This window comes from Bacillus sp. SSR7 (assembly GCF_055902415.1).
In genome coordinates, this window is sequence record NZ_JBVVXV010000010.1 from 122,824 (window position 1) to 138,552 (window position 15,729).

The 15,729-nt window shown below is 35.3% G+C and carries 10 protein-coding genes; 9 read left to right on the plus strand and 1 reads right to left on the minus strand.

The genetic code is table 11. The annotated features are described in order from the left end of the window. The first annotated feature begins 13 nt into the window (after positions 1 to 13). From AC0NJG_RS17985 to AC0NJG_RS18020, 8 genes are all read left to right on the plus strand, one after another. Positions 14 to 1,771: a 2-oxoacid:acceptor oxidoreductase subunit alpha gene (locus AC0NJG_RS17985; protein WP_087954517.1), complete on the plus strand. Its 1,758-nt coding sequence runs from the start codon at positions 14 to 16 to the stop codon at positions 1,769 to 1,771. Beyond that, complete coding sequence (locus AC0NJG_RS17990) at positions 1,758 to 2,624, plus strand: 2-oxoacid:ferredoxin oxidoreductase subunit beta (RefSeq protein WP_000190154.1); 867 nt, start codon at positions 1,758 to 1,760, stop codon at positions 2,622 to 2,624. Before AC0NJG_RS17985 ends, AC0NJG_RS17990 begins: the two co-directional genes overlap by 14 nt. A gap of 427 nt (positions 2,625 to 3,051) precedes the next feature. Beyond that, complete coding sequence (gene miaB / locus AC0NJG_RS17995; RefSeq protein WP_001005400.1) at positions 3,052 to 4,581, plus strand: tRNA (N6-isopentenyl adenosine(37)-C2)-methylthiotransferase MiaB; 1,530 nt, start codon at positions 3,052 to 3,054, stop codon at positions 4,579 to 4,581. A 3-nt stretch (positions 4,582 to 4,584) separates the two neighbouring features. Next, entirely contained in the window at positions 4,585 to 5,016 is a 432-nt protein-coding gene (locus AC0NJG_RS18000; protein WP_000870462.1) for a YlbF/YmcA family competence regulator, read from the plus strand. A gap of 125 nt (positions 5,017 to 5,141) precedes the next feature. After that, a complete protein-coding gene (gene cotE, locus AC0NJG_RS18005) occupies positions 5,142 to 5,684 on the plus strand; it encodes an outer spore coat protein CotE (RefSeq protein ID WP_001288800.1) in 543 nt (180 codons plus the stop codon). A 181-nt stretch (positions 5,685 to 5,865) separates the two neighbouring features. After that, positions 5,866 to 8,538, plus strand: coding sequence for a DNA mismatch repair protein MutS (mutS, locus tag AC0NJG_RS18010; protein WP_087954518.1), 2,673 nt, complete (start codon positions 5,866 to 5,868; stop codon positions 8,536 to 8,538). Positions 8,539 to 8,546: 8 nt separating this feature from the next. Further along, positions 8,547 to 10,490, plus strand: coding sequence for a DNA mismatch repair endonuclease MutL (mutL, locus tag AC0NJG_RS18015; RefSeq protein ID WP_087954519.1), 1,944 nt, complete (start codon positions 8,547 to 8,549; stop codon positions 10,488 to 10,490). Between the two features lie 265 nt (positions 10,491 to 10,755). Further along, the gene (locus tag AC0NJG_RS18020; RefSeq protein ID WP_087954520.1) at positions 10,756 to 11,742 is read left to right on the plus strand and encodes a choloylglycine hydrolase family protein; all 987 of its coding nucleotides are present in this window, start codon (positions 10,756 to 10,758) and stop codon (positions 11,740 to 11,742) included. Positions 11,743 to 12,102: 360 nt separating this feature from the next. Here the strand turns inward: AC0NJG_RS18020 and AC0NJG_RS18025 are convergent, their stop codons facing one another. Continuing rightward, positions 12,103 to 12,288 carry a hypothetical protein gene (locus tag AC0NJG_RS18025; RefSeq protein WP_000461128.1) on the minus strand — a complete coding sequence of 62 codons (186 nt, stop codon included), beginning with the start codon at positions 12,286 to 12,288 and terminating at the stop codon, positions 12,103 to 12,105. Positions 12,289 to 12,870: 582 nt separating this feature from the next. On the opposite strand from AC0NJG_RS18025, the gene AC0NJG_RS18030 reads away from it, so the two are divergent. Continuing rightward, positions 12,871 to 15,654 carry a dynamin family protein gene (locus AC0NJG_RS18030; RefSeq protein WP_087954521.1) on the plus strand — a complete coding sequence of 928 codons (2,784 nt, stop codon included), beginning with the start codon at positions 12,871 to 12,873 and terminating at the stop codon, positions 15,652 to 15,654. Positions 15,655 to 15,729: the final 75 nt, after the last annotated feature.

The following is a 15,729-nucleotide window of genomic DNA, read 5'->3' on the forward strand; positions in this document are numbered from 1 at the left end:
AGGGGTGTAGGAGATGATTAGTCAACTTTCATGGAAAGTTGGAGGCCAACAAGGTGAAGGAATTGAAAGTACAGGAGAAATCTTCTGTATTGCATTAAACCGATTAGGATATTACCTATACGGTTACCGCCACTTCTCATCACGTATTAAAGGCGGCCATACAAATAATAAAATTCGTGTAAGTACAACAGAAGTACGCGCGATCTCAGATGATTTAGATATTTTAATTGCTTTTGATCAAGAAACAATTGATTTTAACTTCCACGAACTACGTCCGGGTGGGATTGTAGTTGCAGATGCGAAATTTAATCCGACAATACCTGACAATACAGATGTAAATCTATATGTGATACCGTTTACAGATATTGCTTCAGAATTAGGCACATCATTAATGAAAAACATGGTTGCTGTTGGAGCATCAAGTGCGGTATTAGGATTAGATGAAACAGCTTATTTAGATGTTGTTGAAGAGATCTTTGGTCGTAAAGGAGAGCAAGTTGTTCAAAAGAATATGGACGCAATTAAGCGCGGCTCTCAATATATGAAAGAGTTACTAGGTGAGAAAGTAAACATGATGCAGCTTGAAAAAGCTGATGGTCAGAAGCGCATGTTTATGATTGGGAATGATGCAATTGCATTTGGTGCAGTAGCTGGTGGTGCTCGCTTTATGTCTGCATATCCAATTACACCTGCATCTGAAATTATGGAATACTTAATTAAAAAATTGCCAAAAGTCGGCGGAACAGTAATCCAAACTGAGGATGAAATCGCAGCTTGTACAATGGCAATCGGTGCAAACTATGCTGGTGTTCGTACATTAACTGCATCTGCTGGTCCGGGTCTATCTTTAATGATGGAAGCGATCGGTTTAGCGGGTATTACAGAAACGCCGTTAGTCATTGTTGATACACAACGTGGTGGTCCAAGTACAGGGTTACCTACGAAACAAGAGCAGTCTGATTTAATGGCGATGATTTACGGTACGCACGGTGAAATTCCAAAAATCGTAATGGCGCCAAGTACAGTAGAAGAAGCTTTCTATGATATTGTAGAAGCGTTTAACTTATCTGAAGAGTATCAAGTACCTGTTATTTTCTTAACAGATTTACAGCTTTCTTTAGGGAAACAAACGGTAGAACCACTTAAGTTAGATAAAGTGGAAATTCGTCGTGGTAAGCTCGATTTAGAAGCGGAATTACCAGAACGTGAAAATAAAGCATACTTCAAGCGTTATGAAGTAACAGAAGATGGCGTTTCACCACGTGTTTTACCTGGTATGAAAAATGGCGTTCACCATGTTACAGGTGTAGAACATGATGAAACTGGTAAACCATCTGAATCAGCATTAAACCGTAAAGATCAAATGGACAAACGTTTCCGTAAAATGGAGAACTTGAAGTTTAATACCCCTGTGTATAAAAATGTTAAGCATGAAGAAGCAGATGTATTGCTTGTTGGATTTAACTCAACTCGTGGTGCGATCGAAGAAGCAATGGAGCGCTTAGAACAAGAGGGTATGAAAGTAAACCATGCTCATGTGCGTTTAATTCATCCGTTCCCAACAGCTGAAATCGATCCACTTGTGAAAAATGCGAAGCGTGTTGTAGTGGTAGAAAACAATGCAACAGGTCAACTTGCTAACATTATGAAAATGAATCTTGGTAGCGGTGAGAAAATTTCTAGTCTTTTAAAATATGATGGAAACCCATTCTTGCCGAAAGAGATTTACAACGAATGCAAAAAAGGGGTTGTATTAAATGGCAACATTTAAGGACTTTCGTAACAGTGTAAAACCAAACTGGTGCCCAGGTTGCGGAGACTTCTCAGTGCAAGCTGCAATTCAACGTGCGGCAGCTAACGTTGGCCTAAATCCGGATGAACTTGCTGTTATTTCTGGTATCGGCTGTTCAGGTCGTATTTCAGGATATATTAATTCATATGGTGTGCATAGTATTCATGGTCGCGCCCTTCCAATTGCGCAAGGTGTGAAAATGGCAAACCGTGATTTAACAGTTATCGCATCAGGTGGTGACGGTGATGGATTTGCGATTGGTATGGGACATACGATCCATTCTATTCGTCGTAACATTGACATTACGTATATCGTAATGGATAACCAAATTTACGGATTAACAAAAGGGCAAACTTCACCACGTAGTGAAGCTGGATTTAAAACGAAAAGTACACCACAAGGTTCAATTGAACCGTCACTAAATGTTATGGAAATGGCTTTAACAGCTGGTGCAACATTTGTGGCGCAAAGCTTTTCAAGTGATTTAAAAGAATTAACACAAATTATTGAAGCTGGTATTAACCATAAAGGATTTTCATTAATTAACGTGTTCAGCCCATGTGTTACTTACAATAAAGTAAATACTTACGATTGGTTTAAAGAGAATTTAACAAAACTAAGTACAGTAGAGGGATATGATCCGTCTAATCGCATGATGGCTATGCAAACATTAATGGAAAACAACGGATTAGTAACAGGGTTAATTTATCAAAATACAGCGCAACCTTCATACCAAGAACTAGTAAAAGGCTATAGTGAGAAGCCTTTAGTGCAATCTGATTTAAATATGGATCAGAAAATGTTTGATGAGCTTGTTGCTGAATTTATGTAATGTAAGAAGAGGAGGTTGCCATTTGGCAGCCTTTTTTAATGAGTAAAAATATAAGGTAGTCTTATTTACTTAGAAAATTCAGAATGGTAAAATAATATATAAATCGTTGTATGAAAATTGCATGTTCATTAACTAGGAAATGTAATAATAGGATAAGCCTTCTTCTTTGTAAAAATTGGCGAAACACTTCATACTATGGTAATGTGTATAGGGATAAAGCAATATGCTTTTGAGTAGGACAAAAGAAATACAAAAAGGGAATGTCTATTTGTGTGGGGAAGACTTCATTCTTATAGATGATTAGATTGATTACTCAAGTTTCAAAGGACAAGTATCTCTCAAGCTATCTAACCATTTTTGAGGTGGGTCTAAGCGCATTAAAATGGACTATAGAGTGTGTATAGTTAAGGGTGAAAGGAGATTACCGATGAACGAGCAACAACGATTAGCAAGTCAACAAGTGAATTCCTCTACGAAAAAAGAAGAGAAAGATTATAGCAAATACTTTGAAAGTGTATACCAACCACCTTCCTTAAAAGACGCGAAAAAGCGAGGGAAAGAAGAAGTTAAAATTGAACGGGATTTTGGCTTACCTGAAGAGTTTCGCAATTTTGGTACAGGAAGAAAGTTTTATATTCGTACATATGGTTGTCAAATGAATGAGCACGATACAGAAGTAATGGCGGGTATTTTCACTGCACTTGGATATGAACCAACCTTTTCAACTGAAGATGCAGACGTAGTATTATTAAATACTTGTGCCATTCGTGAAAATGCTGAAAATAAAGTGTTCGGTGAACTAGGTCATTTAAAGTCACTAAAACGAAGAAATCCGGACCTTTTGATTGGTGTATGTGGTTGTATGTCTCAAGAGGAATCTGTTGTAAATAAAATTATGCAAAAAAATCAACATGTAGATATGGTGTTTGGAACGCATAATATTCATAGACTACCGTACATTCTAAAAGATGCAATGTTCTCGAAGGAGACGGTAGTTGAAGTTTGGTCCAAAGAAGGAGACGTAATTGAAAACCTTCCGAAAGTACGCCGTGGTGATATTAAAGCTTGGGTAAATATTATGTATGGCTGTGATAAGTTCTGTACATATTGTATCGTACCGTATACACGTGGAAAAGAGCGAAGCAGACGTCCAGAAGACATTATCCAAGAGATTCGTCATTTAGCTGCGAATGGTTATAAAGAAATTACGTTACTTGGACAGAACGTAAATGCATATGGTAAAGACTTTGAAGATATAGAATACGGTCTTGGCGATTTAATGGACGAACTCCGTAAAGTTGATATTGCCCGTATTCGTTTTACAACGAGCCATCCACGCGATTTCGATGATCACTTAATTGAAGTGCTTGGAAAAGGCGGAAACTTAGTAGAACATATTCACTTACCAGTTCAATCTGGAAGCACAGAAATGTTAAAAATTATGGCGCGTAAATATTCACGTGAGCATTATTTGGAGCTTGTAAGAAAAATTAAAGAAGCAATTCCAAACGCGGTATTAACAACTGATATTATCGTCGGTTTCCCGAATGAAACAGATGAGCAATTTGAAGAAACGATGTCGTTATATCGTGAAGTAGGATTTGATACTGCCTTTACCTTTATTTATTCTCCGCGCGAAGGTACACCAGCTGCAAAAATGAAAGATAATGTACCGATGGAAGTAAAGAAAGAACGTCTTCAACGCTTAAATGCATTAGTAAATAAATTGGCAATTGAAAAGAATGATCGTTATAAAGGTCAAATTGTAGAAGTGTTAGTTGATGGGGAAAGTAAAAATAATCCAGAAGTACTTGCAGGTTATACTCGTACGAATAAACTTGTAAACTTCGTTGCTCCAAAGTCTTTAATTGGTCAGCTTGTGAAAGTAAAAGTAACGGATGCAAAAACTTGGTCTCTTAACGGAGAATTAGTTGAAGAGCCGATTGAGGTGGAATAATAGATGAAAGTATATTCGAAAGATGAAATTGTTGAGCAAGCGAAAGAATTAGCCAAAATGATTTCTGAAACAGAAGAAGTTGATTTCTTTAAGAAAGCAGAGGCGCAAATTCATAAAAATGAAAATGTAAAGCGCGCAATTGATGAAATTAAAGCACTGCAAAAACAAGCAGTAAACTTGCAGCATTACGGGAAATGGGAAGCTTTGAAAAAAGTAGAAGCTGAAATTGATGCCCTGCAAGATAAGCTAGATAGTATCCCAGTTGTACAAGAATTTAAATCTTCACAAACATATGTAAATGACTTACTACAGCTAGTTGCAAGTACGATTTCTAACAACGTAACAGATGAAATATTAATTTCAACTAATGGCGATGTATTGAAGGGTGAAACGGGCGCAGCGGTAGAAAGTAAAAAAGGAAATTGTGGTTGTTAAAGAGATGTCGAAATGACATCTCTTTTTTTAGTGAATTAAACGTAAGTTCTTCTCAAAAAAAGAATGACACATTCCGCTATTGTCACGCATATGATTAAGTGAATAGTGATTGAGGAGGGTTACGAATGTCCGAATTTAGAGAGATTATTACAAAAGCAGTGGTTGGAAAAGGACGTAAGTATACAAAGTCAACGCATACATGTGAATCGAATAATGAGCCAACAAGTATTTTAGGGTGCTGGGTAATTAACCACTCGTACGAAGCAAGAAAGAATGGAAAACATGTGGAAATTGAAGGTTTCTATGATGTGAACACTTGGTATTCATTCGATGGCAATACAAAGACAGAAGTTGTAACAGAACGTGTAAACTACACAGATGAAGTAAGCATTGGATATCGTGATAAAAACTTTTCTGGTGATGATTTAGAAATTATTGCTCGTGTTATTCAGCCACCAAATTGTTTAGAAGCTCTTGTATCACCAAATGGTAATAAAATTGTTGTAACGGTAGAACGTGAATTTGTAACAGAAGTAGTTGGCGAAACGAAAATTTGTGTAAGTGTAAACCCTGAAGGTTGTGTAGAATCAGACGAAGATTTCCAAATCGATGATGATGAGTTTGAAGAGTTAGATCCGAACTTTATCGTTGACGCAGAAGAAGAGTAATAGAAAGCTAGGGAGAAGTTCTTCCTAGCTTTTTACTTTACATAAGTGGTGCTTGAATGAACATGATTCCTAATGAAATGTGCTATAATGAAGAAAGACTCCTGAAATAGGAGATATGGATGTCCGTGAAATGTGACATATATGAATATAGATTATTATGTAAGAATTATGGAGGAGAAGTATGACGCAATATACCCCTATGATACAGCAATATTTAAAAGTTAAGGCAGACTATCAAGATGCCTTTTTATTTTTCCGCTTAGGTGATTTTTATGAAATGTTCTTTGAGGATGCAGTTAAAGCAGCCCACGAACTAGAAATTACATTAACGAGCCGAGACGGTGGTAGTAGTGAACGTATACCGATGTGCGGTGTACCGTATCATGCGGCTAAAAACTATATTGAACAACTTGTTGAAAAAGGATATAAAGTAGCGGTTTGTGAGCAAGTAGAAGATCCAAAAACAGCTAAAGGTGTAGTGCGCCGTGAAGTCGTACAATTAATTACCCCAGGAACGATGATGGAAGGGCGTACGATTGATGAGAAAGAAAATAACTTCTTAGCCGCATTAACACATTTTGAAGATGGATCATATGCGTTAGCTTGTAACGATTTAACGACTGGACAAAATACAGTAACGTTATTGACTGGTTCAGTAGAAGATATTTTATTAGAAGTGTATGCAACTGGTTCGAAAGAAATTGTTGTAGATTCTTCCTTTTCTAAAGATGAACTAAACAAGTTAACGGAAACGTTAAAAATGACGATTTCATATGAAGATGCAACGGCAATTCCTGAAGGGCTAGAACATCTTGTGAAAAACGTTTCACAAGCAAAGTTAATTAAAGCAGTTGGACGCTTATTTAACTATGTGATAAGAACGCAAAAACGTTCATTAGATCATTTACAGCCAGTGGAAATTTATTATACGAATCAATTTATGAAAATTGATGTGCATTCAAAGCGAAATTTAGAGCTGACAGAAACACTTCGAACGAAAGAAAAAACAGGATCATTATTATGGCTATTAGATAAGACGAAAACGGCTATGGGTGGTCGTATGTTAAAACAGTGGATGGAACGTCCACTTATACAGAAAGAACGAATTGAAGAGCGTTTAGAAATGGTTGAAACGTTTGTAAATGATTACTTCTTGCGTGAAGATTTAAAAGAAAAGTTAAAAGAAGTATATGATTTAGAACGTTTAGCAGGGAAAGTTGCATTTGGTAATGTTAATGCAAGGGACTTATTACAGTTAAGACGATCTTTACTGCAAGTACCAGCTATTTTAGAAGCGATTAGTTTGTTAGATAACGCGTATGCAGCGAGATTAATTCAAGGTGCAGATCCATGTGAGAGCTTAACAGAATTACTAGGAAGAAGTATTCAAGAAAATCCACCGCTTTCTATTAAAGATGGAGATATTATTAAAGATGGTTATAATGACAAGCTCGATCAATATCGTTACGTGAGTAAAAACGGAAAAACGTGGATTGCTGAGCTTGAAAAACGAGAACGTGATATTACAGGAATTAAATCGTTAAAAATCGGATACAACCGTATTTTCGGTTACTACATTGAAGTAACGAAAGCGAACCTTGGAGCATTACCAGAAGGCCGCTACGAGCGTAAACAAACGCTTGCTAATGCGGAACGTTTCATTACAGATGAACTAAAAGAAAAAGAAACATTAATCTTAGAAGCTGAAGAAAAAATTGTACAACTAGAATACGATTTATTTACAGCGCTTCGTGAAGAAGTAAAAGTATTTATTCCGAAATTACAGCATTTAGCGAAAGTGATTAGTGAATTAGACGTACTGCAAAGTTTTGCGACAGTGAGTGAAGAGGAACAGTTTGTAAAACCTGTACTAACAACGAAGCGTGAAATTTTCATTAAAGATGGTCGTCATCCTGTCGTTGAAAAAGTATTGAACGGGAAATTGTATGTACCGAATGATTGTATTATGCCAGAGAATATGGATGTATTTTTAATTACAGGACCGAACATGTCTGGTAAAAGTACGTATATGAGACAATTAGCACTAGTAACGGTTATGTCGCAAATTGGTTGTTTCGTACCAGCAACAGAAGCAGTATTACCTGTATTTGACCAAATCTTTACGAGAATTGGCGCAGCGGATGATTTAATTTCAGGTCAAAGTACATTTATGGTCGAAATGTTAGAAGCGAAAAATGCAATTGCAAACGCATCAGAAAGAAGTTTAATTTTATTTGATGAAATTGGACGCGGTACATCTACGTATGATGGTATGGCACTTGCACAAGCAATCATTGAACATATTCATGACCAAATTGGGGCGAAAACGTTATTCTCTACGCATTATCATGAATTGACAGTGTTAGAAGAAAGTTTAGATCAACTGAAAAATGTACACGTTTCAGCTATTGAAGAGAACGGAAAAGTAGTATTCCTTCATAAAATTCAAGATGGGGCAGCAGATAAAAGTTACGGGATTCATGTTGCGCAACTTGCGGAGCTTCCAGATAGCTTAATTGCTCGTGCGAAAGAAGTGTTAGCACAACTAGAAGGACAGGAAGAAATTATTATTCCAAAGCGTACAGAAGTGAAAGTACAAGAAGTTACTCCAGAGCCTGTAGTTGTAAAAGAAGAACCAGTAGAAATACAAGAGACGAAGGTAGAGACTGAAGAAGAATCACAACTATCATTCTTTGGTGGAGAACAGTCCCCGAAAAAACAAGACAAGCCAGTTCTAGATGCAAAAGAAACGGCAGTACTTACGCAAATTAAAAAAATTGATTTACTTGATATGACACCTTTAGAAGCGATGAATGAACTGTATCGCTTACAGAAAAAGTTAAAGAAAGGATGAGTAAGTAGATGGGGAAAATTCGCAAACTCGATGACCAACTCTCAAACTTAATTGCGGCAGGGGAAGTAGTAGAGCGCCCTGCCTCAGTCGTAAAAGAACTTGTGGAAAATTCTATCGATGCGAATAGTACATCTATTGAAATCCACTTAGAAGAAGCGGGGTTATCGAAAATCCGTATCATTGATAACGGTGATGGTATTGCAGAAGAAGATTGTATCGTCGCTTTTGAACGACATGCGACGAGCAAAATTAAAGATGAAAACGATCTGTTTCGCATAAGAACACTCGGTTTCCGCGGTGAGGCATTGCCGAGTATTGCCTCAGTTAGTGAATTAGAATTAATCACTAGCACAGGTGATGCACCTGGTACGCACCTTATTATTAAAGGTGGAGACATTATAAAGCAGGAGAAAACAGCGAGCCGAAAAGGAACAGATATTACAGTACAAAACTTATTCTTTAATACACCAGCGCGTCTTAAATATATGAAAACCATTCATACAGAGCTTGGTAATATTACAGATATCGTGTATCGTATTGCAATGTCACATCCAGAAGTATCATTAAAGCTATTTCATAATGAAAAGAAATTGCTTCATACATCAGGAAATGGTGATGTAAGACAAGTACTTGCATCGATTTACAGCATTCAAGTTGCAAAGAAGCTTGTTCCAATTGAAGCGGAATCTTTAGATTTCACAATTAAAGGCTATGTAACATTACCAGAAGTAACGAGAGCATCTCGAAATTATATGTCAACGATTGTAAATGGTCGTTACGTTCGAAATTTCGTATTAATGAAAGCTATTCAGCAAGGATACCATACATTATTGCCAGTCGGACGATATCCAATCGGCTTCTTATCGATTGAAATGGATCCAATGCTAGTTGACGTTAACGTACATCCTGCGAAATTAGAAGTTCGTTTTAGTAAAGAACAAGAATTGCTAAAGCTTATCGAAGAAACATTGCAAGCAGCATTCAAAAAAATACAGCTCATTCCAGATGCGGGTGTAACAACGAAGAAAAAAGAAAAAGATGAAAGCGTGCAAGAACAGTTCCAGTTTGAGCATGCGAAGCCGAAAGAACCATCCATGCCGGATATCAATTTACCGACGGGCATGGATGAAAAACGAGAAGAACCACTGGAAGTGAAGCAGCCAGCACAACTGTGGCAACCGCCGAAGCAAGAATGGCAACCACCACAATCGCTCGTAAGAGAAGAACAAAATTGGCAACCATCTACAAAACCGATAATAGAAGAACCGATTCGAGAAGAGAAATCGTGGAACAGTAACGATGAAGACTTTGAATTAGAGGAATTGGAAGAAGAAGTTCAAGAAATAGAAGAAATTGAAATGAACGGTAATGATTTACCGCCGCTTTATCCAATTGGACAAATGCACGGAACATATATTTTCGCTCAAAATGATAAAGGCTTATATATGATTGATCAGCATGCCGCGCAGGAACGTATTAATTATGAATACTTCCGTGATAAAGTAGGACGAGTAGCACAAGAAGTACAAGAACTACTCGTACCATACCGTATCGATTTATCTCTTACCGAATTTTTACGTGTCGAAGAGCAACTAGAAGAACTAAAAAAAGTTGGACTATTTTTGGAGCAATTCGGCCATCAATCCTTTATCGTCCGCTCTCATCCAACTTGGTTCCCGAAAGGACAAGAAACAGAAATTATCGACGAAATGATGGAACAAGTCGTTAAACTAAAAAAAGTTGATATAAAAAAACTACGTGAAGAAGCAGCCATCATGATGAGCTGTAAGGCGTCCATTAAAGCGAATCAATATTTAACGAACGATCAAATATTCGCTTTACTGGAAGAACTTCGTACAACAACAAACCCATACACATGCCCGCACGGAAGACCGATTCTTGTGCATCATTCTACTTATGAATTGGAGAAGATGTTTAAGAGGGTTATGTAGGGATACTGTTCATAGAGAAAATGGTCTCTGGTTATTTTAATAAAATATAGAAAGAAATAAAAAGGAGCGATAGTAACAATTCGCTCCTTTTTCATATAATTCTTTTGCAACTATATTTTAAAAATTTATAAACTAGAGATAACCTCAACGTATGTATACTTTATATGTGCTTTCTCAATTTTTTGTAAGGGAAGAGTTTTTTTAATTTACAGACTTATCGGAATTATGTAAAGTGTAGATAAAACCATAAAATGGGGTGTTCTTTATGTGTACTAGTTTGACATTAAAGACAAAAAACGGTCAGCATCTTTTTGCAAGAACGATGGACTTCACATTAGATATGAATCAAGAAGTAATAATCATCCCTCGACATTACCAGTGGAATAATATAACTGGTGAAATCATTAATACGAAACATGCTACGGTCGGAATGGGAATTAATCATCAAGGAAGGATCATTATGGCGGACGGAGTAAATGAAGCAGGTATGACATGTGCAACACTCTATTTTCCAGGATTCGCTACGTATAGTCAAAGCATAGATGACAATAAAACGAATTTAGCTCCATTTGATTTTGTAACTTGGAGTCTGACACAATTCAATTCTGTCAAAGAGTTAAAGGAATCTGTAGATAGCCTTATCTTTTTGGATATACCATTACCGGATTTAGGACTTACGCCACCGCTACATTGGATTTTAGCGGATAAATGGGGAGATTGTATTGTACTGGAGCCGACAAATGAAGGATTAAAAATGTATGACAACCCAATAGGAGTGATGACGAATAGTCCGGAGTTTAATTGGCATTTGCAAAATTTAAGACAATATATTGGCCTTAAATCGCAGCCATTCGCGCCAACAGAGTGGAGTAATGTACGATTAAGTGCTTTTGGCCAGGGCTCAGGCTCAATGGGACTTCCAGGGGATTTCACCCCGCCATCGAGGTTTGTGCGGGCAGCATATGGCAAACAAAACATTCAAGGTATAGATAGCGAAGAAGAGGGAGTATCAGCCCTTTTTCATATCTTATCAAATTGCGAGGTTCCTAAAGGTGGAGTCATAACAGAAGAAGGTGCATTAGATAATACCATATATACAAGCGTAATGTGTATGGAGTCCGGAACATATTATTATCATACTTACGATTGTAGACAAATTATAGCTATTCATTTATTTCATGAAAATTTAGATACAGATGAGATTAAAGCCTATCCGTTCCAACGGACACAAAAAATATTTTATGAAAACTAAGTAGCTTTGAAACAACGTTTGGTAAATTTTTAAATATATATAATAGAGCAATAATGGCCTATATAATTCATGGGTGCTTCTTTAACTTTGTGATTTATCATAAATCTACTCCTTGCTCCGATGACTCCAACAAGTAAAGTTTTGCTGGTAGGCTTTATTTAGAAATAGTGAAGAACAAAAAAGGTGTGGAAAATATCCATACCTTTTTTGTTCTTCCATTATCTATGTATAAAAAAGCGCTGTATATCAGCACTTTTTAAAAGTACATGAGTTGTATAAGAAAGACTTATATATTACCTATAACTATGCAAGGTCTAATATAGATTCTTATTTAATTAATTGTTATAAGAGCCTATACGCTTATTTATTTTTATTATTATTAATTTTTTCCGTATATAGCACCTGCTCTTTATAATGCTTCTTAATTGGGAAAGTATGTGTACCAGAGCCGTTTTTGAAATTTTTATTGATAGGGTTTTTTAGCGGGATTGTTGTAGTTTCAGTAAATTCATATGGGTAGTTTATTTTAGATTTATCTTCAAACATGAAAATGCCTCCTTTTAGGATTTCCTGAATTCTTTACTATAACATGATATGCATATAGATTTTTTTTGGACTAGTTATTTATATAGGTTAATGGAATTTAATTACGAAACTACTGAAGTGTTCTAAGGCAAAACAATTCGAGAAAGATATTGTATGAATAGCTACTCACTATTGTTGTTGTTTAAATTATCATGGTGTATGTGGAATTCTGAAGAGACCTAGTATATCTGTCTATCAAACAAGCACTATATGACGAACTCTTTTATGTATAGGTGAAGTGAATCATGTATATATATTCGTTATAAATTGTTTTTATAATATGGTTTATATAGGTTTTTCCTGATAATATAATGCGGTGGGTTATAGTGTTATTAGGTTATTAGGAACATTTAATGCTGTTTCATAACTGAAAGGGAATTGAAAAAAAACTGAAACTTTTCTCATAAAAATTCAATCTTACTTTAAAAATGAAAGGAAAATGAAATTTTCCAAAAGATATTCTTTGTTAAGATAAAAAGCATACATACAAAAAAGTATTGACATATCTTAAAAATGTATTTTCAAGATATAGTGGGGGAAAAGATGAGAATAGAAAAACAATTAATAAAAAAGATGTATTATGAAACATTTCTAATGGAGAATGTAACAAAATCACCTCTTGACGTACTTGGAGAAGCTTATGTAAATGAAGAAAAAAATGAAATTTCTGATGGGTCTTATATTCGTTTTGCGCAAGGTGAATTTTATTATCAGCATCAAGATTTTGAAGCAGCTATTTTTAAATGGGAGAAGGTTAGTAATGAATTAGCACCATGGGCACAAAAAAATATTGCGGATGCTTATTTCGAACTGAATCAATTAGCAGTTGCTGAAAATGTTTATACTTCCATTGCTACTGATAATATAATATTGATGACAGAAATTAGGCTACAATTACTTTCTCTTTACATAGAGCAAAATAATTTTGATTCCGCTTTCGCTGTTATTAAAGAAGCGGTTTCTTTAAATCCTGATTATCTGAATGTCACAAAAATTGCCCGTTCCTTTTATGAGGAGCAGCAAGATTTTGATAGTGCAGTAGAGCTTGCTGTGAATGAGTTAATTCGAACAGAATCTTATCCGTGGTTTGAGGTGTTAAAAGGATATATCGATAAAGGATTTACTAAACATATTTCACCAGATTATTTTTATGATGCATTAGTTACATTAAATCATGTAGATCAAGTACAATTTACGCAAATGGTTTCATCACTTTGGAACAGTTATAAAAATGAACAAAATTACTTATTGTGGCTTAACACAATAAATGAATTTTTCTTACATATTGAAATAGAGTCGTCCGATATATGGGACAAAATTTCTTCTCTTTACGAAGAAACATACTTTGCATTAATTCAAGGGCAATATATGCTTAAACAATTACACGATATCATTCCAAGTCTTTTAACAAATTGGTTAAAAGTAGTCAATCCGTCTTATGCTGTATTTCCATCAGCAGCTGTATTGGCATGGGATGAGATTTTTCCATCTAAAATAGATTCAGGCGATATACAACATGCGGAGAAGCTACTGTCATATTCTATGAATCATGTGAATGGTTTAGAGTACAGCCTACATCTTTTTGAATCTATTACACAGTGGGCACAAAAGAACAATATAGAAATAGGTCAACGATTTAGATGGTTAGTTGACGAACTTGCAGATTTAAGAACAAATCGTATTTTAGTAACAGGAACTTCAGGGAACGGAAAAACTACATTTATCAACTCTATATTAGGAGAAAATATATTAGAAAAATCAATTTCAAATGTAGTAGTTTTAAAAAATGATGCTCATACAGAAATTAACGCCATAACAGATGCTGCAATTACAACAACGGAAGATATCTCTGATTATCATAATATGATGTCTCAACACCATCAAACGTATAGAGATAGAGCATGTGTTGAATTTAAATTACCATGCAGATTTTTAAGTGAAAATAAAATTACATTTGTAGTTACACCCGGCTTTAATAGGAATAACGACACTAGGGATGAAGTATTTGAATATCTAAATTCCGTAGATGAATTATTGTTTGTATTGAATGCGGATTCACCTTTTACTGATAAAGAGCGTGATATTTTATTAAGCATTCAAGAACATACACCAAATTTACAAGTTCATTTCTTATTAAATAAAATCGATAACATTTATAGTGAAGCAGAAGTAAAAAGAGTATTACATGATACGGCAGCGAGAATAAACACATATTTCCCGCATGCGAGGATTCTCCCTTACTCTTCGTTATATACCAGTAATCAACAATTGAATGAGTTAACTGAGTTTATTCATTTTAACTTTAATTATAAAAATATTGATGCAGAACGTACTGAAAAGCTATTGTTCTTCATCCGAAAAACAATTACATATCTTTTAGCTAAACGCGTTGAAAAAGAAAACAATCTCGTGGATGCGATTAAGTGGAATGAAGATATGCTAGTGAAACTAAATGGTAGCATGAATAACCTTACTGCATTTGAGAGGGAAAAAATTCATTTCATTACACAATCATATCGTACAATGAAAACTGAAATTACGAATAATCTTACTGGAAATATTCCGAAGATATTACAGAGTTGTTCTGATTTAATGAGTGAAGAAAGCGATTTCGGTCACATGGATATGGAACTAAATAAAGCAATGAATGAAAGAGTGCATAAATATTTAGAACAAACTGTATTACCTAATCTTGCTCTTTCTATGCAAAATTGGATTGCAACTTCTCATAATGAGCTCATTCAAAGTCAGTCGTACTTAGAAGAACTTAGTGAAGGACTTAATTCTTTATTTGGAGAAAATCGAATACAGTTAGAATGTGATTTTAAAGTGCTTGATGACTGGCGCAGAGATACTGACAGAATGACGGCTAGAATACAAATGGATGAAGTAAATATTTTACGTCGATTTACGCCAGCCCAATTTTTACTGAAAAGTGCCGGTAAATTATTTGGAGTTCTTCCGAAAAACAAAACTATGCTATATAACAAATACAAACAGTATGTAGAAAATGAAGATTATACCGAGGTAACGGATTCTATTATGAAGAAATTTTTCTTGCAATTTGAGCTGTTTGAAAACACACAAGAGCGAGATATTCATATATTCTTTAGGAATCCATTTAACTCCTTGAAACAAGCTGTAGAAAATATGCAATTAGAAATACAAGAAAAACAAGAGATGTTACATAAAATGAAATCAAATCCTGAAGTTTATCATGATTCTATCATGCTCTTTGAATTGAGATTACGTCAATGTGAAGTAATTTTACATATAGGTGATGATCATACTTATACAGATGTAACTTTAGAAACAAGTGCAGAATAAAAGTAAAAGATATGAGGTTTTTCATTTGAAATAGCATCATGTGTTATAAGAGATGAAAAGGGAGCAACTCATTAC